Source organism: Stenotrophomonas sp. YJH_SMC_123, from assembly GCF_059368215.1.
The window spans coordinates 73,556-94,604 of the sequence record NZ_JCAFRM010000007.1 but is presented as its reverse complement, the minus strand read 5'-3'; the positions used below and the strand labels follow the sequence as shown (position 1 = coordinate 94,604).

At 66.9% G+C, this 21,049-nt stretch carries 15 protein-coding genes; 8 read left to right on the top strand and 7 right to left on the bottom strand.

Features of this window, described 5'->3' with window-relative positions; genetic code table 11:
* Positions 1 to 13: 13 nt before the first annotated feature.
* Complete coding sequence (locus AC5P5W_RS15705) at positions 14 to 2,449, bottom strand: TonB-dependent receptor domain-containing protein (RefSeq protein ID WP_197574443.1); 2,436 nt, start codon at positions 2,447 to 2,449, stop codon at positions 14 to 16.
* A gap of 216 nt (positions 2,450 to 2,665) precedes the next feature.
* Here AC5P5W_RS15705 and AC5P5W_RS15700 point away from each other — a divergent pair, with 216 nt between their 5' ends.
* The 4 genes from AC5P5W_RS15700 (at position 2,666) to AC5P5W_RS15685 (ending at position 8,109) form a co-directional block, all read left to right on the top strand.
* Complete coding sequence (locus tag AC5P5W_RS15700; RefSeq protein ID WP_032957546.1) at positions 2,666 to 3,148, top strand: DUF3574 domain-containing protein; 483 nt, start codon at positions 2,666 to 2,668, stop codon at positions 3,146 to 3,148.
* A gap of 36 nt (positions 3,149 to 3,184) precedes the next feature.
* Complete coding sequence (locus AC5P5W_RS15695; RefSeq protein WP_197574444.1) at positions 3,185 to 4,042, top strand: SH3 domain-containing protein; 858 nt, start codon at positions 3,185 to 3,187, stop codon at positions 4,040 to 4,042.
* A 108-nt stretch (positions 4,043 to 4,150) separates the two neighbouring features.
* Entirely contained in the window at positions 4,151 to 5,869 is a 1,719-nt protein-coding gene (locus tag AC5P5W_RS15690) for a thiamine pyrophosphate-dependent enzyme (protein WP_197574445.1), read from the top strand.
* A 629-nt stretch (positions 5,870 to 6,498) separates the two neighbouring features.
* Positions 6,499 to 8,109: a hypothetical protein gene (locus AC5P5W_RS15685; protein ID WP_197574446.1), complete on the top strand. Its 1,611-nt coding sequence runs from the start codon at positions 6,499 to 6,501 to the stop codon at positions 8,107 to 8,109.
* Positions 8,110 to 8,274: 165 nt separating this feature from the next.
* Here the strand turns inward: AC5P5W_RS15685 and AC5P5W_RS15680 are convergent, their stop codons facing one another.
* Positions 8,275 to 8,985 (bottom strand): glutathione S-transferase family protein, encoded by a 711-nt coding sequence (locus AC5P5W_RS15680; protein ID WP_197574447.1) that lies wholly within the window; start codon positions 8,983 to 8,985, stop codon positions 8,275 to 8,277.
* 168 nt (positions 8,986 to 9,153) lie between these two features.
* Here AC5P5W_RS15680 and AC5P5W_RS15675 point away from each other — a divergent pair, with 168 nt between their 5' ends.
* From AC5P5W_RS15675 to AC5P5W_RS15665, 3 genes are all read left to right on the top strand, one after another.
* Positions 9,154 to 9,975 (top strand): DUF3014 domain-containing protein, encoded by an 822-nt coding sequence (locus tag AC5P5W_RS15675; RefSeq protein WP_197574448.1) that lies wholly within the window; start codon positions 9,154 to 9,156, stop codon positions 9,973 to 9,975.
* Positions 9,976 to 10,156: 181 nt separating this feature from the next.
* Positions 10,157 to 12,742: an ATP-dependent chaperone ClpB gene (gene clpB, locus AC5P5W_RS15670; protein WP_012481080.1), complete on the top strand. Its 2,586-nt coding sequence runs from the start codon at positions 10,157 to 10,159 to the stop codon at positions 12,740 to 12,742.
* Positions 12,743 to 12,931: 189 nt separating this feature from the next.
* Positions 12,932 to 13,381 (top strand): hypothetical protein, encoded by a 450-nt coding sequence (locus AC5P5W_RS15665; RefSeq protein ID WP_495221273.1) that lies wholly within the window; start codon positions 12,932 to 12,934, stop codon positions 13,379 to 13,381.
* 39 nt (positions 13,382 to 13,420) lie between these two features.
* Here the strand turns inward: AC5P5W_RS15665 and AC5P5W_RS15660 are convergent, their stop codons facing one another.
* The 3 genes from AC5P5W_RS15660 to AC5P5W_RS15650 all read right to left on the bottom strand — a co-directional run bounded on the left by AC5P5W_RS15660 (position 13,421) and on the right by AC5P5W_RS15650 (position 16,385).
* Entirely contained in the window at positions 13,421 to 14,221 is an 801-nt protein-coding gene (locus tag AC5P5W_RS15660; protein ID WP_046432175.1) for a MipA/OmpV family protein, read from the bottom strand.
* A 140-nt stretch (positions 14,222 to 14,361) separates the two neighbouring features.
* Positions 14,362 to 15,651 carry an ATP-binding protein gene (locus tag AC5P5W_RS15655; RefSeq protein ID WP_197574449.1) on the bottom strand — a complete coding sequence of 430 codons (1,290 nt, stop codon included), beginning with the start codon at positions 15,649 to 15,651 and terminating at the stop codon, positions 14,362 to 14,364.
* Positions 15,648 to 16,385 carry a winged helix-turn-helix domain-containing protein gene (locus AC5P5W_RS15650; protein WP_014648178.1) on the bottom strand — a complete coding sequence of 246 codons (738 nt, stop codon included), beginning with the start codon at positions 16,383 to 16,385 and terminating at the stop codon, positions 15,648 to 15,650. The genes AC5P5W_RS15655 and AC5P5W_RS15650 overlap by 4 nt, the downstream gene beginning before the upstream one ends.
* 179 nt (positions 16,386 to 16,564) lie before the next feature.
* Between AC5P5W_RS15650 and AC5P5W_RS15645 the strand changes: the two genes are divergently transcribed.
* Positions 16,565 to 17,851, top strand: a complete 1,287-nt coding sequence (locus tag AC5P5W_RS15645) for an O-acetylhomoserine aminocarboxypropyltransferase/cysteine synthase family protein (RefSeq protein WP_197574450.1) — start codon at positions 16,565 to 16,567, stop codon at positions 17,849 to 17,851.
* A 423-nt stretch (positions 17,852 to 18,274) separates the two neighbouring features.
* Here AC5P5W_RS15645 and ybaL read toward each other — a convergent pair whose 3' ends face one another.
* Positions 18,275 to 19,972 carry a YbaL family putative K(+) efflux transporter gene (gene ybaL / locus AC5P5W_RS15640; protein ID WP_041863753.1) on the bottom strand — a complete coding sequence of 566 codons (1,698 nt, stop codon included), beginning with the start codon at positions 19,970 to 19,972 and terminating at the stop codon, positions 18,275 to 18,277.
* 194 nt (positions 19,973 to 20,166) lie between these two features.
* Positions 20,167 to 21,048 (bottom strand): XVIPCD domain-containing protein, encoded by an 882-nt coding sequence (locus AC5P5W_RS15635; RefSeq protein ID WP_197575497.1) that lies wholly within the window; start codon positions 21,046 to 21,048, stop codon positions 20,167 to 20,169.
* Position 21,049 lies beyond the last annotated feature (1 nt).

Below are 21,049 nucleotides of genomic sequence, written 5' to 3'. Positions count from 1 at the left end.
CCACCCAATGCGATCAGAACGTATAGCGGACGCGGCCGTAGTAGTACGCGCCGTTGCTGCCGATCGGCGACAGCACGTCGTACGGCAGGTTGCCGAAGTAGTGGATATCGCTGTTGGATCGATCCGGGTAGTTGTCGGTCAGGTTCTGGCCGCCGATGGCCACGCTCCATTGCGGGGTAATGCGGTACTCGACTTCGGCATCCAGCTGCCATTCGGCCTGGTAGGTCTGGCGCGGGATGTAGCCATCACCGAAGTTGAACACCCGGGTGGCGCTGCCGTAACGGTTCACGCGGGTGCTCAGCGACCAGTGGTCGTTGCTCCAGGCGGCCGAGAAGCTGCCACGCGTGCGCGGGGTGGCATCGGTCAGGGTGTTGGTCTCCTCGATGCCGAACAGTACGTAGTCCGGGTTCAGCGCGCGCAGCTGCGCCGGCGTGGCCAGCACATTCTTCAGCGTGGTCTTGGTGTAGGCGTAGGTGCCGGTCAGCAGCAGCTGGCCATCGCCCAGCGACTGCCGCCAGTTGCTTACCAGCTCGGCGCCACGGGTGCGGGTATCGGCGGCATTGACGAAGAAGCTGGCGCTCTGCAGGCCACTGACGCCGTAGCTGGCGGCCACGTAATCGGTCAGCGCATCGCCGGTGATGCTCTCCGACAGCGCGATGCGGTCGTCGATGTCGATCTGGAAGAAGTCCAGCGACAGGTCGAAATGCTCGCCGATGCGGCTGGTGAAGCCCAGCGAGGTGTTGATCGACTTCTCCGGCTTCAGGTTCTGCGCACCCAGGCCACGCGCGATCGGATTGTTGACCGACAGCAGCCGGCCCTGCACCAGCTGGCCGCCGGCGTTGTAGCCGGTGGAGGTGGATTCGTAGCCGATCTGCGCCAGCGACGGAGCGCGGAAATTGTTGGAGATGGCACCGCGCAGTGCGAACGCCGGGGTGAATTCGTAGCGCAGGCCGAGCTTGCCGGTCAGTTCGCCGCCAAAGTCGTCGTTGTGCTCGTAGCGCGCGGCCAGGTCGGTGGAGAACTTCTCGCCGAACTGGCTGGACAGGCTGGCATAGGCGCTGGCCACGTCGCGCGACAGGGTGGCGGCGTCCTGTGGGGTCAGGCCGCCACCGGCCTGCGAGCCGGTCGGGCGGTCGGTGTACGGGCCCGCCGCATAGCTGGCCGGGTCGCCGGGGCGGGTCTGGTAGCGCTCATGGCGCGCTTCCACGCCCAGGCCCAGCGTGTGGCTGATGCTGTCGCTCTGGGTGAACACGCGGCTCAGATCGAGGTTGCCCACGGTCTGCGCGTACTCGTAGTCGGCGGTCTTGAAGCGGGTCGGGCTGGTCGGGCCCAGCGATGCGTTGAGCGAATCACGCAGGCGGTAGGTGAAGTCGTTCTGGCCGTAATCCAGGCTGCTGTCGTAGCTCCACTCGCCCCACTGGCCGCGCACGCCGGCCACGGCCTGTACGTCGCGGTTCTCGCCTTCGGAGATCGGTCGGTAGCCGTTCGGATAGACCTGCTTCCAGTTGGCATCGCCATCGGGATAGCGGAAGTAGTTGGCGCCTTCGGTGTCGCGCTGGTTGAAGGTGCCGAACGCGTAGAACGTCGAGGTCTGGCCCACCGGAATCTCGGTGTTCAGCCACAGGTTGATGTCCTTGCTCTTGCCATCGCCCAGCACATAGTTGCGCTTGCCCTGCAGCGCCAGGTCGTCCGGCGTCTGGTCCCACGGTGGAATCTGGTCGAAGCCGGCGCGGTTGGTGCCGTTGCGGTGCTTGTATTCCAGGCCGACGCGCAGGAAGCCGCCGTCCTCGCCCAGCGAAGTACCGACCTTGGCGCTGACGTTGCCGGTCTGGCCGTCGGTGAGGGTGCGGCCGATCGGCTTGAGGTCGGTGTGGTTGGCACCGTAGCTGGCCTCGATCTCGCCACCGTCGCCGCCGTTGTCGAGGATCACGTTGATCACGCCGGCCACGGCGTCCGATCCGTAAAGCGCACCGGCACCATCGCGCAGCACTTCGATGCGCTTGATCGCGCTGACCGGGATCGCATTGAAATCGACCGGGGTGGTGCCCTTGCCGATCTTGCTGTCGGTGTTGACCAGCGCGGTGTGGTGGCGGCGCTTGCCGTTGACCAGCACCAGCACCTGGTCGGGGGACAGGCCACGCAACTGTGCGGCGCGCACGTGGTCGGCGCCACCGGAGTTGGATTGGCGCGGGAAGTTGAACGACGGCAGCAGCGCCTGCAGCGCGCTGCCCAGTTCACCGTTGACCACGCCGGCCTTGCGGATGTCCTCGGCGGTGAGCACATCCACCGGCGAGGTGGATTCGAGCACGGTGCGGTCTGCGGCACGGGTGCCGGTGACGATCACGGTGTCCAGGTTGGTGGCGTCCTGGGCCAGGGCCGGGACGGCAGCGGAGGAAAGCGCGAGGGCGATGGCGAGGCCGAGCGGCGACGCGGGCAGGCGGGCGGACATGGAGGGCTCCTGCAACAACGACGACGGGGAAGGGGGGAGATAGTTTCACTTACATCCATCCGGATGAAGCGATATATTATCTTCGCGTGATGGCCGGTGCCGATGCAAGTCCCTGCCGGTCCGGCATGAGCTGATGCCCGGTTGGCATCAGCACGCCGGGCCGGTGGCGCTGTACGCTGCCGGCTTGCCCTGTCCCCCTTCCCCGGAGCTGTACCGATGAAACACCTTGGCCTCGTCTTCGCCGTGCTGCTGGCCACCAGTGGCTGCGCCAGCCTGTCTTCGCAGGCGCCCAGCGCCTATGCCACGGCCACCACCGCCGAACTGAAGGGCGATGCCGCCCGCCCTTCCGCCGGCCATGGCTGGGTGCGCAGCGAGCTGTACTTCGGCGTAGGCGAGGAGCAGGGGGCCGGGAACCGCCCGCAGGCCGACACCATCAGCGACGCGCAGTGGCGCGCCTTCCTTGACAAGGAAGTAACGCCGCGCTTCCCGGACGGCCTGACCGTGTTTGATGCCTACGGCCAGTGGCTGTTCCGCGGCGATGCCGCGCCCAACCGCCTGCGCACCAAGGTGCTGGTGGTGCTGCACGAGGACACCCCGCAGCGCCGCGCCGACATCGAGGCGATCCGCCTGGCGTGGAAGCAGCAGACCAGGCATCAGTCGGTGCTGTGGTCGCGGCAGCCGGTCGAGGTATCGTTCTGAGTTGAAGGTGCCGCCGCGGTGCTGCAGGGAGCAATGATGAACTACAGGGAATGCCTGCTGGGCCTGGCATTGGCAGGCGTACTGGCACCGACGGCGCAGGCGGGTGGGGACGACGGAGAAACGCTGCGCTTCCAGGTGGCCGCGCATGTGCAGGCGCATGCCGATCCGCAGCAGGACGGCAGCATCGCGGTGCAGCTGTCACAGTCAGGCAAGCGCCAGACGCTTGAGGGCGCGGCCGATGCCGACGGCAATTCGCGATGGTCGCTCGAAGATGTCGATTTCGATGGCTACCCGGAACTGGTCTCGCGCGCCTCGGTGGGCATGGTCAACGAAGCGGTGACGGTGTACCGCTTCGATCCGGCCAGTGCCGGGTTCCGCGCGCTGCAGGCCGACACCCAGGGCAAGGACAGTTGCGGTGACCTGATGGGGCTGGCGGTCGACCGTCCGAGCCGCACGCTGACCAGCAGCTGCCGCAGCGGCCCGATGTGGTACACCGACCAGTACCGGTTTGCAGGCGCGAAGCTCTATCTGTACCGCGCCGAGAGCGTGCTGATGCTGGGCGATACGTTGAACGCCGCGCTGCAGTGGGAACAGACCGGCGAGCAGGGCCCGCTGGCGGTCTGGCGCACCTATGATGCCGCCGGCCGGGTGCTGGAAAGTGCCATCGCCGATGGCCTGGGTGCACCGCCGGATGGACCGTTGCGTGGCCAGCAGGCCACCGTGGTACCCGCGCGGCTGTTCCTGTTCGATCGACCCGGCGCATCCAGCACCAGGCGTTACCTGGTGCAGGGAGACCGCGTGGAGATGCTGGATGAACAGGATGGCTGGGTGAAGCTGCGCTACCGCAACCCGAAGCAGGGCGCGGTGGAGGGCTGGATCAACGTCAACGATTGACTCGATCTCCGCCGGTAGTTTGCCTATCGAGGTGATGTGCGCCTTGCCCACGGAGGCATCACTTCTTCCGGTCTAGCCTCGGATGCTCTCCCCTCGAGGATGTATCCGATGAGCAAGCGCGTTGCCGAGATCGTTGTCGATACCCTGCAGCAGGCGGGCGTCCGCCGCTGTTACGGCATCGTTGGCGATACCTTGAATCACGTCACCGATGCCCTGCACCGCAGTGAAATCGACTGGGTACATGTACGCCACGAAGAAGTGGCCGGCTTCGCTGCCGGCGCCGATTCGCTGGTGAGCGGCGAGTTGACCGCCTGTGCGGGTTCTTGTGGTCCCGGTGGCCTGCACTTCATCAACGGCGTCTTCGAGAGCAATCGCAACCGTGCACCGATGGTACTGATCGCCAGCCAGGTGGTGACCAGTGAGCTGGGCATGGAATTTCCGCAGGAAGTGGACTTCAAGGCGGTGTATGCCAGTTGTTCGGTGTTCTGCGAGCAGGTGCACAGCCCGGAGCAGGCGCGGCGCGTCGTGGCCCTGGCCTGCCAGGCCGCGATCAGCCGCCGTGGCGTGGCGGTGGTGATCCTGCCGGCCGACATCAGCCAGGCCGAGGTGAAGCACGATGTGCCGTTCTCGGTGCACTACACCCAGCCGGTGCTGCGCCCGTCCGATGCCGAGCTGCAGCGCATCACCGAACTGCTGGGACAGGGCAAGCGCATCGGCATCTATGCCGGTGCCGGTTGCCAGGGCGCACACGCGCAGCTGCTGGAGCTGGCCCGGCGCCTGCAGGCGCCCATCGCGCATACCTCGCGCGCCAAGGATTTCGTCGAGCCGGACAACCCGTACAACATGGGCATGACCGGCATCTTCGGCATCGAATCCGGCTTCCACACGCTGATGGAGTGCGACACGCTGCTGCTGCTCGGCGCCGATTTCGCCTGGGGCCAGTTCTACCCGGACAAGGCCACGATCATCCAGGTCGACCGCGATGGCAGTCACCTCGGCCGCCGCCACCCGGTGAGCCTTGGCGTGGTCGGTGACATCGCACCGACGCTGGACGCGCTGCTGCCGATGCTGCCGCCGCGCGAGGACAGCAGTTTCCTGGACGAGTGCATCGGGCATCGCGACAAGGCGCTGAAGAAGCGCGAACAGGAAGAACAGCCGGGCGAGGGTGAATTGATCCACCCGCAGCATCTGACGGCATTGCTGTCGAGGCATGCCAGCGACGATGCGCTGTTCACCGCCGACGGCGGTTCGCCGATGGTGTGGGTGCTGCGCCATATCCGCGTCAACGGCCGCCGCCGCACGCTGACCAGCCTGCTGCACGGCACGATGGCCAACGCGATGCCGCAGGCGCTGGGCCTGCAGAAGGCCTTCCCCGGCCGGCAGGTGATCTCGCTGTCCGGTGATGGTGGCCTGGCGATGCTGCTGGGTGACCTGCTCACGGCAGTGCAGGAGAACCTGCCGATCAAGGTGGTGGTGTTCAACAATGGTTCGCTGAACTTCGTCGAGCTGGAGCAGAAGGTGGAGGGCCTGCTGGACAACTACACCGACCTGAAGAACCCGGACTTCGGCCGCCTGGCCGAGGTCATCGGCTTCCACGGCCGCACGGTGACCCGCAGCGAGGATCTGGAAGAGGCGGTGCTGGATTTGCTGTCCCAGCGCGGCCCGGCGCTGCTGGACGTGCATACCAGCCGCGCGGAGCTGGTGATGCCGCCGCAGATCGAGGCCAAGCAGGTGGCCGGTACGGCGTTGTATGCCGCCAAGGCGGTGTTGAATGGCCGCTTCGACGACGTGAAGCATCTGCTGGTGGACAACTTCCTGAAGAAGTAGGGCGCGATGCAGGGCTGCGCCCTGCACCCGCGGTAGTGCCGGCCGCTGGCCGGCCACTCAGAAGCAACGGCGGCCATCCGTGTGGTAGGTGTCGACCTTGGTCGACACGGTAGATCCACGCCATGCGTGGATGAACGAACGAATGATCGAAATAATCTTCTGTAGAGCCGAGCCATGCTCGGCTCAGAGCCTTCGCGTACAGCGGGCGAGCATGGGCTCGGCACTGCAGCGAGAGCCTGCCTTGGCTTTGGATCTTTTGATCTTCTTCCGTGGCTGCCGCGCGCAGGAAACTGTCAGGGGTAGGTCGGGTGGGCTGCGCAGGACCGTTGGCGCCATGGATGGCGCCATCGAGCCCCCATGGGTGAGGGCGCTTTGCTTGCGAAGCACTGCTTCGCAAGGCCCGAACGCACAGCCGCCAGCGGCTGGGCCGGTCTGGGGATTTACGGCGTGTCCTGCGCAGCCCCCCCGACCGGCCGAACTCGCAATGCCGGTCGACTAACAGTCGACTCTACCCGCGACCAGCCACGAGGGGCCCCGCCGTTGGCTGGAACCCATCATTCCACGACGGAATTGGCGCGCCGGCCCCGCTGGGCCTACCATCGGCGCTCCCCACCCCCACCGCCCCTTCCATGTCCGCTCCCGCTTCCGCCGTACCGCGTCGCTGGTTCGTCGCCGGCGACTTCAACGGCTTCTTCGGCCTGGTCGTCGACAACCTCTCCATCCTCGGCTTCATCGCCATGGCCCTGGTCGGGATCTTCCAGTTCCCCGCCGACGTGGTGTTCGGCCGAATGTTCCCCGGCACCGCCTTTGGCGTGCTGGTCGGCAACCTGCTGTACACCCTGATGGCGCGCCGGCTGGCGGCACGTACCGGCCGCGACGATGTCACCGCCATGCCGCTCGGCCTGGATGCCCCCACCAGCATCGGCATGGCCCTGCTGGTGCTCGGCCCGGCCTTCCTCGCCTTCAAGCAGCAGGGCATGGACCCGCACGCTGCGGGCATCGCCACCTGGCAGCTGGGCATGGCCGCGCTGGTCATCATGGGCGTGCTCAAGTTCGTGCTGTCGTTCTTCGGTGAAGCGGTCACCCGCGCACTGCCGCGAGCTGCGCTGCTGGGTTCCATCGCGGGCATCGCGCTGGTGCTGATGGGCCTGCTGCCGCTGCTGGAAACGCTGCGCTCGCCGCTGGTCGGCTTCACCACGCTGGGCCTGCTGCTGTATGTGCTGATCGCCAAGGGCAAGCTGCCGGTGCGTGGCCCGGGCGTGCTGCTGGCCTTCGTGTTCGGCACCGTGCTGTATTACGGACTTGGCCTGGCCGGGCTGGGCGCGCCCGGCTTCCATGTGCCGGAATGGGTGCCGCCGCAGGTGGTGCTGCCGCTGCCGACGCTGGGCTTCCTCGATGGCCTGCCCACCGCGATGACCTACCTGCCGCTGCTGCTGCCGTTCGGCCTGCTGATGGTGGTGGGCGGCATCAATGTGTCTGAGAGCGCACGCGCGGCTGGCGATGACTACCGTACCCGCGACATCCTGCTGGTGGAGGCGGTGGCTACGCTGGTGGCAGGCGTCTGTGGCGGCGTCGCGCAGACCACGCCGTACATCGGCCAGCCGGCCTACAAGCACATGGGCGCGCGCAGCGGCTACACGCTGCTGACCGGCCTGTTCGTCGGCATCGGCGGCATGCTCGGCATCATCTCCGGGCTGGTGCAGTGGCTGCCGCTGGCGGTGCTGGCACCGATCATCGTGTACGTGGCCATCGACATCACCACCCAGGCGTTCCAGGCCACGCCGCGCCACCATACCGGCGCGATGGTGTTCGGTTTCCTGCCGTCGGTGGCCTACCTGCTGGCGATCAAGGCGCCCGGCTGGATCGCACCGGACCAGCTGCCGCAGCTGCTGACCAAGCTCGACGGCCATGGCCTGCCCGAGCTGGCGGTGATCTTCACCCTGGGCAATGGCTTCATCATCACCTCGATGCTGTGGATCTCGGCGGTAGCCGCGATGGTCGATGGCCGCCTGCGCCGTGCCTGCGGCTTCCTGCTGGTGGCGGCGGTGCTGACCCTGTTCGGCCTGATCCATTCGGTGGACCCGCGCGGTGGCATCTACTTGCCGTGGGACCTGGACGGGCTGGCACGCATCATCAGCTTGCAGTTTGCCGGCGCCTACGTGGCCCTGGCGGTGCTGCTGGGCCTGCTTTCGCTGCAGAAGCAGCCGGTGCAACCGCTGGGTGATCGCACCGATCATTGACCGGTGACGCCGGGCATGGCCCGGCGTTACCGCTCCTTCCACTTCTGGTGCTCTGTAGAGCCGAGCCTGCGCTCGGCTGCTCTGAGCCGAGCATGGCTCGGCTCTACAGGGGCGTGTTGCAGGCGGCGAATGATCACAGCGCGCTCTGCCGGCCAGCGGCCGGCACTACCGTTCGGCGTCCAGTTCCGGGTAATGGCGGAAGATGCCGTTGGTGTTGAACGGCAACCGCCGCTCAGACGCCAGATAGGCGGCGATGTTGGTTCGTTTCGCCACTCGTTCCTGCAGCGCGCGCAGCCGGGGCAGGGTGGGGCCGAGCGCCTGCACGCGCCGCGGAAACATGTAGTCCAGCCCGCTCAGCAGCTGGAACAGTGACAGATCCACATAGGAGTGCTCGCGCAGTGCATGGCGGCCACCGTTGGCGGCCATCACCTGCTCGAAATAGCCGAGGAACTTGGGCAGGCGCTCGCTGCGCAGTGACGCGGCTCGTGCCCTGGCCTCGGTCTTCTGCTGTTCGTAGTACTTCGATGCGGCGATCGGATGGTGGGTGTCGTGCACCTCGGCCACCAGGTCGGCGATGGTCAGCTGCAGTTGCAGCGCCTGCATCCGCCGGGATGCGGCCTGTGGCACCAGGTCCAGCGTCGGGCCGAGGAAATCCAGGATCGCCGCGACCTGCGCGATGACCTGGCGGCCGGCCTTCAGGAACGGCGGCGCAAAGGGCTGTGCCCCTTCGTTGCGACCCTCCAGAAACGGCTGCATCACCGCATCGCCGTGCACCCGCGCCATGTCGATGTAGTCGGCGCCGGCATCTTCCAGCGCCAGGCGCACGAACTCGCCACGGCCCTGGATGCCGGTCCAGTAGTACAGCGCGTACTGCATGGCAGAGTCTCCACGGGACAGGACTCCTAGCCTCGCGCGGGTGGCGCAAAGCAGACGTGAGCGTGGACGACGCGTGCCTGAACCCGAACGGCAGCGGAACAGGCAGGGAACCGGCTGCACTCGATGGGGTCACACCTTCCCCATGCGTGTGAAACGAGGTGCTGCATCATGCAGAGTGGAAAGGCGGTCTGGCCCTGGGTGTTGGGCGTGGTGGTGATCGGTGGCGCGGGCGGCTGGTTGTTCCGCGATCAGCTGAAGAGCCTGGCCGACGGTGTCCCGGTGCCGGTGCAATCAACCCCCGCCAGTACCAGCGCACCGGCACAACCGCAGGCGGCCGCAGAGCCCGCGCCAGCACCACCATCGATCAGGCATCCGCTGGATACCGGGGCCGCCGCCGACCCGGCGCTGCCGAAACTGGCTGACAGCGATGCCGCGGCCTGGGGCGCACTGAGCCAGCTGTTCCAGGGCGAGGGACCGCTGACCCTGCTGCTGCGTGATCACCTGATCCAGCGCCTGGTCACCCAGGTCGACAACCTGGACAAGCCCAGCGTGCCGCCGACCGCGCTGGCCGCGCGGCCGCTGCCGGGCAACCTGCAGGTCGATACGGGCGAAGGCGGCGAACGCATCGCCGCCAGCAATGCGGCACGCTATGCGCCTTACGTACAGGCGTTCACTGCGCTGGACCCGGCGGCAACGGCTACCGCTTACAAGCGCTTCTATCCGCTGATCCAGCAGGCCTATGCCGACCTTGGCCGGCCCGAGGGCTATTTCAACGACCGCCTGGTCATGGTGATCGACCACCTGCTGGACACCCCGGAACTGGCCCAGTCGCCGCTGGTGCAGCGCGATGAGCGCGGCCGCTATCGCTTCGTCGATCCCACCCTGCAGTCACGCTCGATCGGGCAGAAGGCCCTGCTACGCATGGATCCTGCACAGGCGCGGGCGATCAAGCAGCAGCTGCGGGCGATCCGCAGCGCGATCACCCGCTGAGCCCGTCCACCGTGCGGAACTGATCGGGATCAACGCGCCGACCACACGCGCTCCGGCATGCTGGCCGCAGGCTGACTGGCCCCGGGGTGCAGTCGCAGCCACCCTTGAAACCGGGCGGGGCAACCGCATCTTTCCAGCATTGCCGGCCCAGGCCGGCCCTGAAGACCGATGAGGATTCGCAATGCGGATGGACAAGCTCACCTCGCGTTTCCAGCAGGCGCTGGCAGACGCACAGTCGTTGGCCGTGGGCCGCGACAACAGCATCATTGAACCGGTTCACCTGTTCAGCGCGCTGCTGGACCAGCAGGGTGGCAGCACGCGTCCGCTGCTGGCCCAGGCCGGGGTGAACGTGCCGGTGCTGCGCGAGCGCCTGACCGAGGCGCTGGACGCACTGCCCAAGGTATCCGGCCAGGCCGGCAACGTTTCGATGGGCAACGATCTGGGGCGCCTGCTGAACCAGACCGACAAGCTGGCGCAGCAGCACGGGGACGCCTTCATTGCCAGCGAATGGTTCGTGCTGGCGGCGCTGGACGATGGTGGCACGCTGGGCATGGCGCTGCGCGCCGCCGGTGCCGACAAGACGCGCCTGCAGGCGGCGATCGACAAGCTGCGTGGCGGCGAGAACGTGCAGTCGGAGAATGCCGAGGAGCAGCGGCAGGCGCTGGAGAAGTACACCATCGACCTGACCGCGCGGGCCGAGAGCGGCAAGCTCGACCCGGTGATCGGCCGTGACGAGGAAATCCGCCGCACCATCCAGGTGCTGCAGCGCCGGACCAAGAACAACCCGGTGCTGATCGGCGAACCCGGCGTGGGCAAGACCGCGATCGTGGAAGGGCTGGCCCAGCGCATCATCAACGACGAAGTACCCGAGGGCCTGCGCGGCAAGCGCGTGCTGTCGCTGGACATGGGCGCGCTGATCGCCGGGGCCAAGTTCCGCGGCGAATTCGAGGAGCGACTGAAGGGTGTACTCAACGACTTGGCCAAGAACGAAGGCCAGATCATCCTGTTCATCGATGAACTGCACACCATGGTCGGCGCGGGCAAGGCCGACGGCGCGATGGATGCCGGCAACATGCTGAAGCCGGCGCTGGCACGCGGCGAGCTGCATTGCATCGGTGCGACCACGCTGGACGAATACCGCAAGTACATCGAGAAGGACGCTGCGCTGGAGCGCCGCTTCCAGAAAGTCTTCGTCGGTGAGCCGTCGGTGGAGGACACCATCGCGATCCTGCGCGGGCTGAAGGAAAAGTACGCCGTGCACCACGGGGTGGAGATCACCGACCCGGCCATCGTGGCCGCCGCCACGCTGTCCAACCGCTACATCACCGATCGCCAGCTGCCGGACAAGGCCATCGACCTGATGGACGAGGCTGCCTCGCGCCTGCGCATGGAGATCGACTCCAAGCCGGAGGAGCTGGATCGCCTGGAACGCCGGGTGATCCAGCTGAAGATCCAGCGCGAGATGCTGAAGAAGGAAAAGGACGAAGCCTCGCGGCAGCGGCTGGCCGACCTGGAGAACGACATCGACGGGCTGGAGCGCGAGTTCTCCGACCTCAATGAAATCTGGAAGTCGGAGAAGGCTGCGCTGCAGGGCGCCACCAAGATCAAGGAGCAGGTCGAGCAGGCCAAGCTGGAACTGGAAGCCGCGCAGCGCCGCCAGGATTTCGCCAAGATGAGCGAGATCCAGTACGGCCTGTTGCCGCAGCTGGAAAAGCAGCTGGCCGCGGCCCAGGAAGCCGAGCACAAGGACTTCAAGCTGGTGCAGGACCGGGTCACCGACGAGGAGATCGCCGAGGTCGTGTCGCGCTGGACCGGCATTCCGGTCAACAAGATGCTCGAAGGCGAGCGCGACAAGCTGCTGCGCATGGAAGAAGTGCTGCACAACCGTGTGGTCGGCCAGGAGGAAGCGATCAAGGTCGTCTCCGATGCCGTGCGCCGTTCGCGTGCAGGCCTGTCCGATCCGAACCGTCCGGCCGGCTCGTTCCTGTTCCTCGGCCCGACCGGCGTCGGCAAGACCGAGCTGTGCAAGTCGCTGGCCGAATTCCTGTTCGACAGCGCCGACGCGATGATCCGCATCGACATGAGCGAATTCATGGAGAAGCACAGCGTCGCCCGCCTGATCGGCGCCCCCCCGGGTTACGTGGGCTACGAGGAAGGCGGCTACCTGACCGAGGCGGTGCGCCGTCGCCCGTACTCGCTGATCCTGCTGGACGAAGTGGAGAAGGCGCATCCGGATGTGTTCAACATCCTGCTGCAGGTGCTGGACGATGGCCGCCTGACCGATGGCCAGGGCCGCACCGTGGACTTCCGCAATACCGTCATCGTGATGACCTCGAACCTGGGCTCGCACCAGATCCAGGACATGAGCGCCGACGACAGCCCGGAGGCCTACACGCAGATGAAGGCAGCGGTGATGGGCGTGGTGCAGGCGCACTTCCGTCCGGAGTTCATCAACCGCCTGGACGACATCGTGGTGTTCCACCCGCTGGACAAGCAGCAGATCAAGCAGATCGCGCGCATCCAGATGCGCGGGCTTGAGAAGCGGCTGGCCGAGCGCGGGTTGAAGCTGGCGGTCTCCGATGCGGCGTTCGACCTGCTCGGCAACGTCGGCTTCGATCCGGTGTACGGCGCGCGCCCGTTGAAGCGTGCGATCCAGTCGCAGCTGGAAAACCCGCTGGCGCAGCAGATCCTGTCCGGCGCCTTCGTCAACGGCGATACCATCGAAGTCGGCAACGACGGTGGTCGCCTGGTGTTCGCCAAGGCTTGAACCGGTGGCGCCCCGGCCATGGCTGGGGCGCCATCCGAGCCTTGGCAGCGCACGATGGTCCTGTTTCACTTTCGCAAGGATGAGGAGAACCGCATGGACGTTGCCCGCAGGGCTTCACTCTGCATGACGCTGGCGTTGGCTGCTGTTTGTGGACACGCCGCGGCCGCCGAACAGGTCCGGCTGCCGCCGATGAGGGGCTACCAGCAGGCCCACCAGAGCACCGACGCGCAAGGCAACCGCATCACCGAGTACGTGCCACAGGGCCAGACCGTGCACGACTGGACCGACATGGTCACCGTCAACGATGCGCCGAATAGTGGCCATGTGAGTCCGCGTGAGTTCCTCGGCATCATCGAGGCGGGGTGGCGCATCGCCTGTCCGGCGGCGCAGAGCCACTGGATCCGCGAAGGTGAAGAAGGGGGACGGCCCTTCGCCCTGCTGATGCTCAGCTGCCCGCGGAATCCGGGGACAGGCAAGCCGGAGTTCACCTGGATCAAGGGCGTGCAGGGCAGGCAGGGCTTCCACACCGTGCAGAAGTCGTTCCGCTCCGAGCCGGAGAAGGAGGACGTCGTGCAGTGGATCGGCTGGCTGCGCGAGGTCGGGTTGTGCGGCAACGGCGACGCACCGGCCTGCCGCTGACCGCAGAGGGAAAGGGCGCCCAGCGGCGCCCTTCATGCATCAGAAGCGGTGGGTGTAACCGCTCATCAGCCCGAACTGGTTTGCCTTCTGCACGATCGGGCTGTTGGCCGCATCGCCGAGCAGGCGCGTGCCTTCGGCCGAGATGTACCAGTTGCCGTTGCGGCCCACGCGGTGGCTCCACTTCAGGCCGACACCGGCACTGACCAGGCCGGCCTTCGGCCTGTGCTCGGCGAAGCCCGTGCGTTTGGCCTGTTCCGGGCTGACGCCGTACCAGGTCTGCATGTAGCCGCGGTTGCCGTAGTCGGTGGAAACACTGCCGCTGACCACGCCACCGGCCAGGTCGAACAGCGGCATGCTCAGGTTCAGATGGATCTGCTGGGTGGCCAGGCCGTTCTCGGCCTTGTCCTCGTCCTTGCGGGTGAACTGCCAGGAGCCGCTCAGCACGGCTTCGCCCAGCGTATAACCAGCCGAGACGCCGACCAGGGGACGGGTATCGATATCACCCATGCCGCGCAGGAAGTCCGAACCGCCCAGCAGCGAGTCCTTGTCCTTGCGGATGCCGCTGGCGCCGACATAGGCACGCACGCGCGTGTGCTCGCCGAGGGAGGTGCCCCAGCCGATGCCACTGGTGCCCAGAAACCATCCCCCCGGCGAGGTGACATCAAAGGACAGCGACGGCGTCGCACGATACTCCTCGCTGCCGCTGTAACGCGGTGCCACGCCGCCACCGGCGGCGAGCTCGAAGGTCCAGTGGTCATCCTTGGCGTGGGCGATCGGGGCGGCGAACAGCGGCAACACGGCCAGGCAGAGCAGGGCGGGGGAACGGCGAAGCTGGGACATGGAAACTCTCGGCAATGGGAGGAAAGCAGCGCGCGCATCCGGCGAGTGCTGCAGGGTTGCCAGCGTGGCGATATGCCGGCGACCGATCCGTCCGCAGTTGTGCGGGAGTTGTAATCAACTGTAATCGCGCCCTTGGGCGTTCAGCTGGCAGCCAGCGGCCAGTGCATTTCCAGGCGCGCGCCGCCCAGCGTGGCGCGACTGATGCGCAGCTCGCCGCCGTGGCGGGCTGCAATGCGGCCGACAATGGCCAGGCCCAGGCCGAAGCCGCCGGTATCGCGGCTGCGGCTGTCGTCCAGGCGGGTGAACGGGCGCATCACCTTCTCCCGATCGGCTTCGGCGATGCCCGGGCCGTCATCGTCCACGCGCAGGCAGGCGCGGCCGCTGATACCGACCAGCGAGACCTCCACCTGCGAACGCGCGTGGCGCAGCGCATTGCCGACCAGGTTGCTCAGCGCCAGCTGCAACAGGCGTGGCTCGGCATCCACTCGCGGCAACGCGCTGGGCTGCACGCGCAGGACAATGCCGGCACGTTCGGCATCGCGGCGGGCATCGGCCAGGCAGGCCTGCAGCCAGTCGTTGGCTTCGATGCGCTGCATCGGCTCGCCCTCGCTGGGATGCTCCAGCCGTTCGTAGGCCAGCAGTTCGCTGACCAGCCGGTTGAGCTCGGCCAGGTCGCCGTGCAGGCCCTGCGCCAGCCGTTCGCGGCGTTCGCGGTCATCGCTGTCCTGCATCAGGTCCAGGCCGAAGGCCACCCGCGCGATGGGCGTGCGCAGTTCGTGCGAAATGGCATGGGTCAGGTCGCGCTGGCGCTGCACCAGTTCGGCCACGCGTGCCGCCATGTGGTTGGAGTGTTCGACGATGACCCGGATCTGCGAGCGGGGCGAAACCTGCGCACGTGCCTGCAGGTCGCCGGAACCGACGCGGTCGGCGTGCCGGCGCAGTGCTTCCAGGTCGCGCCAGAGCAGGCGCACCCAGGCATACAGGCTGGCGCCCACCAGCAGCAGGATGCTGAGGTAGGCGGCGATGGTCATGTACGTCGTCATCTGCACCGCGCCGGGCAGGCGCAGGTGCAGCCAGCGGCCGCCGATGCCGTCGATGGGCAGCAGCACCTGCTGGTACTGATCGCGCACGACGAAGCCATCGGCCTTCACGGCCTCCTGTTCCTGCGCGTCGAGCGCGGGAGGTTTGTCGAGCAGGGTCAGGGCGATGCCGTAGTGTGGCTGCCACTGTTGCAGGCGCTCACGCTGCTGGACGGCGTCCAGGCCGGCCAGGCCACTGCGCAGGGCGTACACCTGCCCGCGCACCTGCTGCACGAACACGCGATCCTGCACGGGCGTGTAGATGCCATCCAGGATGTGGTTGAGAAAGAACACCGACACCAGGAAGCAGGCGCCGGTGATGAACCACAGCCACAGGAACAGCCGCTTCATTCCGACCAGGCCGCAGGATTGAACTGGTAGCCGCGCCCCCACACGGTCTTGATCCGCCGCGGTTCGCGCGCATCGTCGCCGAGCTTGCGGCGCAGCTTGCCGATGCAGACGTCGACGCTGCGGTCCAGACCGTCGAAGCCGATGCCGCGCACCGCCTGCAGGATCTGGTCGCGCGACAGGATCTGCCCCGGCTGGCTGGCCAGCAGCCACAGGATCTCGAATTCCGTGGTGCCCAGCTCGACCGGCTGGCCGTGCAGGTGCACCTCGCGCTGCATGCGATCGATCAGCAGCTCACCATGCATCAGCCGGCTGGGCGTGCCGGTATTGCTGCTGCCGTGGCGGCGGCGCAGCAGGGCGCGCAGGCGGGCCAGCAGCAGGCGTGGCTCGATCGGCTTGTGCACATAGTCATCGGCACCCGATTCCAGGCCCAGCACCTGCTCGATGTCGTCCTCACAGGCGGTCAACATCAGGATCGGCACATCGGAGAAGCTGCGGATCTGCCGGCACACATCGATGCCCCCCAGGCCGGGCAGCATCAGGTCCAGCACCACCAGTTCCGGTGCATGCTGGCGGCAGGCGGCGCTGGCGAGGTCGCCGCGTGCCACGTGCTGCACGGCGAAGCCATGTTCGTGGAGATAGTCGCTGACCAGTTCGGCCAGGCGACGGTCGTCCTCCACCAGCAGGACCGACGTGGGCGAACTGCTGGCAGGGGGAGTCCAGGGGGATGGCTGCATGCGTGGGGCCTCCGTTCCCAGGCAGGAGCGCCCGGCGGCGCAGCCTAGCAACGCCCCATGACGACTGCCTGAATCGCGGCCAACCTGATAACCGCGGGTACGGACGTCATCGCCAGCGGCTTTCAGCAGGCGGCCCCGGCTGGCCTATGGTGGCGGTTTCCCGGATGGAGCCTGGTGCAATGAGCGACCCGCAGTGGCAACTGGAAACCCTGGCCGTGCACGGCGGTTACCGTCCCGACCCGACCACCCGCGCGGTGGCGGTGCCGATCTACCAGACCGTGGCGTATGCCTTCGATGACACCCAGCACGGCGCCGACCTGTTCGACCTGAAGGTTCCGGGCAACATCTACACGCGCATCATGAACCCCACCACCGACGTGCTGGAGCAGCGCCTGGCCGCGCTGGAAGGCGGCATCGGCGCGCTGGCGCTGGCCTCGGGGCAGGCCGCGATCACCTATGCCATCCAGACCATCGCCGAGGCCGGCGACAACATCGTCGCCTCCAGTGCGCTCTACGGTGGCAGCCTCAACCTGCTGGCGCACACGCTGCCGCAGTACGGCATCCAGGCGCGCTTTGCCGATCCGGCCGACCCGGCCGCGTTCGCCGCGCTGATCGACGACCGCACCAAGGCGGTGTTCGTCGAATCCATCGGCAACCCGCGCGGCAATGTCACCGACATCGCCGCCATCGCCGAGGTCGCGCATGCCGCCGGGGTGCCGCTGATCGTCGACAACACCGTGGCCACGCCGTTCCTGCTGCGCCCGTTCGAGCACGGCGCCGACATCGTGGTGCATTCGCTGACCAAATACCTCGGGGGACACGGCAACAGCCTGGGCGGCGCGATCATCGATTCCGGCCGCTTCGACTGGACCGCACAGCCCCAACGCTTCGCGCGGCTCAACCAGCCCGACCCCAGTTACCACGGCGTGGTCTATACCGAAGCCCTGGGGCCAGCGGCCTACATCGGCCGCGCGCGTGTGGTGCCGCTGCGCAATACGGGCGCTGCGTTGTCGCCGTTCAACGCGTTCCTGATCCTGCAGGGCATCGAGACCCTGGCCCTGCGCATGGAACGCATCAATGCCAATGCGCTGGCCGTTGCGCAGTTCCTGAAGACGCATGCCAAGGTCGCCTGGGTGCGCTACGCCGGACTGGCCGACGACCCCGAGCATGCCGCCGCGCAGCGCTATCTGGGTGGACACGGCTCGGGCGTACTGACCTTCGGTCTGCCCGGTGGGCGCGAGGCCGGCGCCCGCTTCCTCGATGCGCTGAAGCTGTTCACCCGCCTGGTCAACCTGGGGGATGCGAAGTCACTGGCCACCCATCCGGCTTCGACCACGCATCGCCAGCTGGATGCAGCGGAGCTGGCCAAGGCCGGTGTCAGCGAGGACACCGTGCGGCTGTCGATCGGCATCGAGCACATCGGCGACCTGCGCGCGGACCTGGAACAGGCCCTGGCCGGCGCCTGATAGCTGCGCGCTTGGTCGTCATCGCCACAGGCGATCACCGCCGGCACCGCGATGGCTTACGGTGGAACTGCCTCTCCAAGGCATGGCAACGTGGCGATCCAGATCCCCGGTCGATGCGGGTCGACCGGGGATTTTTTGTTTCCGGGGTCAGATCCGTTTTCCTGTGGAAAACGGATCTGACCCCGCGCGCCGCCGTGTCGACCAAGGTCGACATCCACCAACAGCAGCAGGGAACTGTCGAAGGCGGGGTGGGTCCGGTTGCGGGAGTGTCCGCGGCATGGATGCCGCGGCCAAGCCCCCATGGAAGGGTTTACGGCGTCTCCCGCAATCGGACCCACCCCGCCATCCCACGCTATGCCCGCTTTTGCCGTTGCCGTTGTTTCGGCAGGTGCAGGGCTGCAAGCCCTGCCGCACGCACACCCCTCACACCACCGGAATGCTGTGCTGCCCCAGATTCCGGTACGGCGGCGTGGACATGATCATCTCCGCCAGCGAATACGCCAGCTCGCGCTCGGCCATCACCGTGCCATCGGCGCCGTGCTCCAGCAGATGCTTCACCTCGGCATCGCTGTGCGCGCGCGCCAGCAGGGTCAGGTCCGGATTGATCGCCCGCAGCTTGGCCAGCGCCTCACCGGCTTCCAGCGGCTGCGGAATCGCCAGCACCGCGATCTTGGCGCGCTCCGGATGGGCCTCGGCCAGCACCCGGTCGGCGGCGGCACTGCCGCGGATCGCCGCCAGGCCCTTGGCATGTGCCTGCTCGACGTGTTCCTTGTTGTCATCGATCACCAGCACCGGCACGCCACGGTCGCGCAGCACCTGCGCCAGTTCGCTGCCGACGCGGCCGTAACCGATCACGATGGCGTGGTCATGCAGGTCGCGCGACGGGCCGATCGCTTCGGGCGGCTCGGGTACCTGCGGAGACTGCTCCTGCTTGGCCTGCCAACGGTCCAGCAGGCCGAACACCAGCGGGTTGAGCATGATCGACACCAGCGCGCCGGCCAGCACCAGCGACTGGCCTTCCTTCGGCAGGATCTGCAGCGCCACGCCGAGGCCGGCGATGATGAAGGCGAACTCGCCGATCTGCGCCAGGCTGGCCGAGATGGTCAGCGCGGTGCTGGTCGGGTGGCCGAACGCACGCACGATGAAGAACGCCGCCGCCGACTTGCCGAACATGATGATGGCGACGGTGGCCAGCACCTGCCACGGATGCTGGACGAGGATGTTGGGGTCGAACAGCATGCCGACCGACACAAAGAACAGCACCGCGAACGCATCGCGCAGCGGCAACGAATCATGCGCGGCCTTGTGGCTCAGCTCCGATTCGTTGAGCAGCATGCCGGCGAAGAACGCGCCCAGCGCGAACGAGACGCCGAACAGCATCGCCGAGCCGAACGCCACGCCCAGCGCGATCGCCAGCACCGACAGGGTGAACAGCTCACGCGAACCGGTACCGGCGATGCGCTCGAGGATCCACGGGATGACCCGCCGACCGACCACCAGCATCACCGCCACGAACAGGCCCAGCTGCACGAAGGTCCAGCCGATGTCGGCCAGCACGCTGCCGAGCGAGTGCGATTCCTTGGCCGCGTCAGGACCGAACACACCGGCCATCACCGGCATCATCACCAGCGCCAGCACACAGGCCAGGTCTTCCACGATCAGCCAGCCGACCGCGATCTTGCCGCGCATCGTTTCCAGCAGGCGCCGTTCCTCCATCGCCCGCAGCAGCACCACGGTACTGGCGGTGGCCAGCGAGAAACCGAAGATGACGCCATGGATGGCCGGCCAGCCCATCAGCGAGGCCACGCCCCAGCCGAGCAGGGTGGCCACCGCGATCTGGCCGATGGCGCCGGGGATGGCGATCGCCTTGACCGCCATCAGGTCCTTCAGCGAGAAGTGCAGGCCGACACCGAACATCAGCAGCATCACGCCCAGTTCGGCCAGCTGGTTGGCCAGCGCTTGGTCGGCGACGAAGCCGGGAGTGAACGGGCCTACGCAGATGCCAGCAACCAGGTAACCGACCAGGGGAGACAAGCGGAGCTTGTTGGCCAGCGCGCCGAAGATGAAGGCGAGCCCCAGGCCAACGGCAACGATGTTGATCAGGTCGGTGTCATGGTGCATCGGCACTCGCAGGAAATCGGGGGGATGTCCCGATTTTCACCGATGCGGTCACATACGGCAAACCTGGCCAGCGTATCGGATCGTTGCGTGGGCGGCTTGTACGGGCGAGATATCAAGCCTTGTTGAGAGATGGCAGGCCCTGACGGGCCGAATGGTGCCTACCTATGGGGGGCTCCAGGCGTAGCCGTCGATGATCACACCATCTGCCGGCGCTGGGTCTCTTCCAGGGCAGGCTCGGCCTGCTGCGGCGAGGCGGCCAGCTGCTTGTCCAACTGATGAATCTGCCGCAGCGACTCCGCAACGGGTGGCTGAAGGGCCGTTTCAATGTTGATGTGGGCACGCAGATGGCCCGGGTCATCCAAGGCTCCTTGAATGACGAAGATGTTCTCCGGCCTTGGGGGCTGACCAGCCGGCAAGCCCAATACCACATGGTCGATCCGTTCCAGACCTTGTGCCCGGGCAAGTTGGGTGAGGCTGGCCGCCATGCGTTGGCTGGATTCATCAGATGCGCGACCCAGCGATGCGTCCAGCGCGTGGACGCCGGCGAGTGCCTGCTGGTGAAGCGATGCCGAGGCATCGCTCAGCGATGGGATGCTGATTTCCGGCCGTTCGGTTGCCGGTTGCGGCTGCGAAGGACTGGTGGGCCGCACGCGCTCTGCCTTGCGAATGGACTCGATCAGCTCCCGCGGTGTATCGGTGAACAGCAGTTCGCCCGCATCCAGGGACTGCCCGGTAACCTTGTTCACGGTACTGGTCGCCCACGATGCGCAGGTATTGCCATATGACCAGGTGACATTTTCGCCCAAGGCCTGGTCAAGTCGCTTGACCTGCTCGGGAGTCAATTCGTAATAGCGTGAGGCCGAAGGTGTGGCCCGGGCTTCCATGCCTTCGCGGATGTCCGAACCTGGGCCATTGTCCTCAACGAGTGGATGGTTGTCTGGCCACAGGCCATGGAACGTCGTATGGCCGTTTCGCGTCACCGAGATCCAGGCGTGGCCGTCCACGAACTGATTGAACGACCCCTGTGTATTGGGGTCTACGTGACTATGGATGCCGAGGACGACCTTGTCGCTCATG

Bases quoted from the DNA above. Each gene is read 5' to 3' on its own strand.
- AC5P5W_RS15705 (WP_197574443.1), bottom strand. From the start codon at position 2,449: ATGTCCGCCCGCCTGCCCGCGTCGCCGCTCGGCCTCGCCATCGCCCTC.
- AC5P5W_RS15700 (WP_032957546.1), top strand. From the start codon at position 2,666: ATGAAACACCTTGGCCTCGTCTTCGCCGTGCTGCTGGCCACCAGTGGC.
- AC5P5W_RS15695 (WP_197574444.1), top strand. From the start codon at position 3,185: ATGAACTACAGGGAATGCCTGCTGGGCCTGGCATTGGCAGGCGTACTG.
- AC5P5W_RS15690 (WP_197574445.1), top strand. From the start codon at position 4,151: ATGAGCAAGCGCGTTGCCGAGATCGTTGTCGATACCCTGCAGCAGGCG.
- AC5P5W_RS15685 (WP_197574446.1), top strand. From the start codon at position 6,499: ATGTCCGCTCCCGCTTCCGCCGTACCGCGTCGCTGGTTCGTCGCCGGC.
- AC5P5W_RS15680 (WP_197574447.1), bottom strand. From the start codon at position 8,985: ATGCAGTACGCGCTGTACTACTGGACCGGCATCCAGGGCCGTGGCGAG.
- AC5P5W_RS15675 (WP_197574448.1), top strand. From the start codon at position 9,154: ATGCAGAGTGGAAAGGCGGTCTGGCCCTGGGTGTTGGGCGTGGTGGTG.
- clpB (WP_012481080.1), top strand. From the start codon at position 10,157: ATGCGGATGGACAAGCTCACCTCGCGTTTCCAGCAGGCGCTGGCAGAC.
- AC5P5W_RS15665 (WP_495221273.1), top strand. From the start codon at position 12,932: ATGAGGGGCTACCAGCAGGCCCACCAGAGCACCGACGCGCAAGGCAAC.
- AC5P5W_RS15660 (WP_046432175.1), bottom strand. From the start codon at position 14,221: ATGTCCCAGCTTCGCCGTTCCCCCGCCCTGCTCTGCCTGGCCGTGTTG.
- AC5P5W_RS15655 (WP_197574449.1), bottom strand. From the start codon at position 15,651: ATGAAGCGGCTGTTCCTGTGGCTGTGGTTCATCACCGGCGCCTGCTTC.
- AC5P5W_RS15650 (WP_014648178.1), bottom strand. From the start codon at position 16,385: ATGCAGCCATCCCCCTGGACTCCCCCTGCCAGCAGTTCGCCCACGTCG.
- AC5P5W_RS15645 (WP_197574450.1), top strand. From the start codon at position 16,565: ATGAGCGACCCGCAGTGGCAACTGGAAACCCTGGCCGTGCACGGCGGT.
- ybaL (WP_041863753.1), bottom strand. From the start codon at position 19,972: ATGCACCATGACACCGACCTGATCAACATCGTTGCCGTTGGCCTGGGG.
- AC5P5W_RS15635 (WP_197575497.1), bottom strand. From the start codon at position 21,048: ATGAGCGACAAGGTCGTCCTCGGCATCCATAGTCACGTAGACCCCAAT.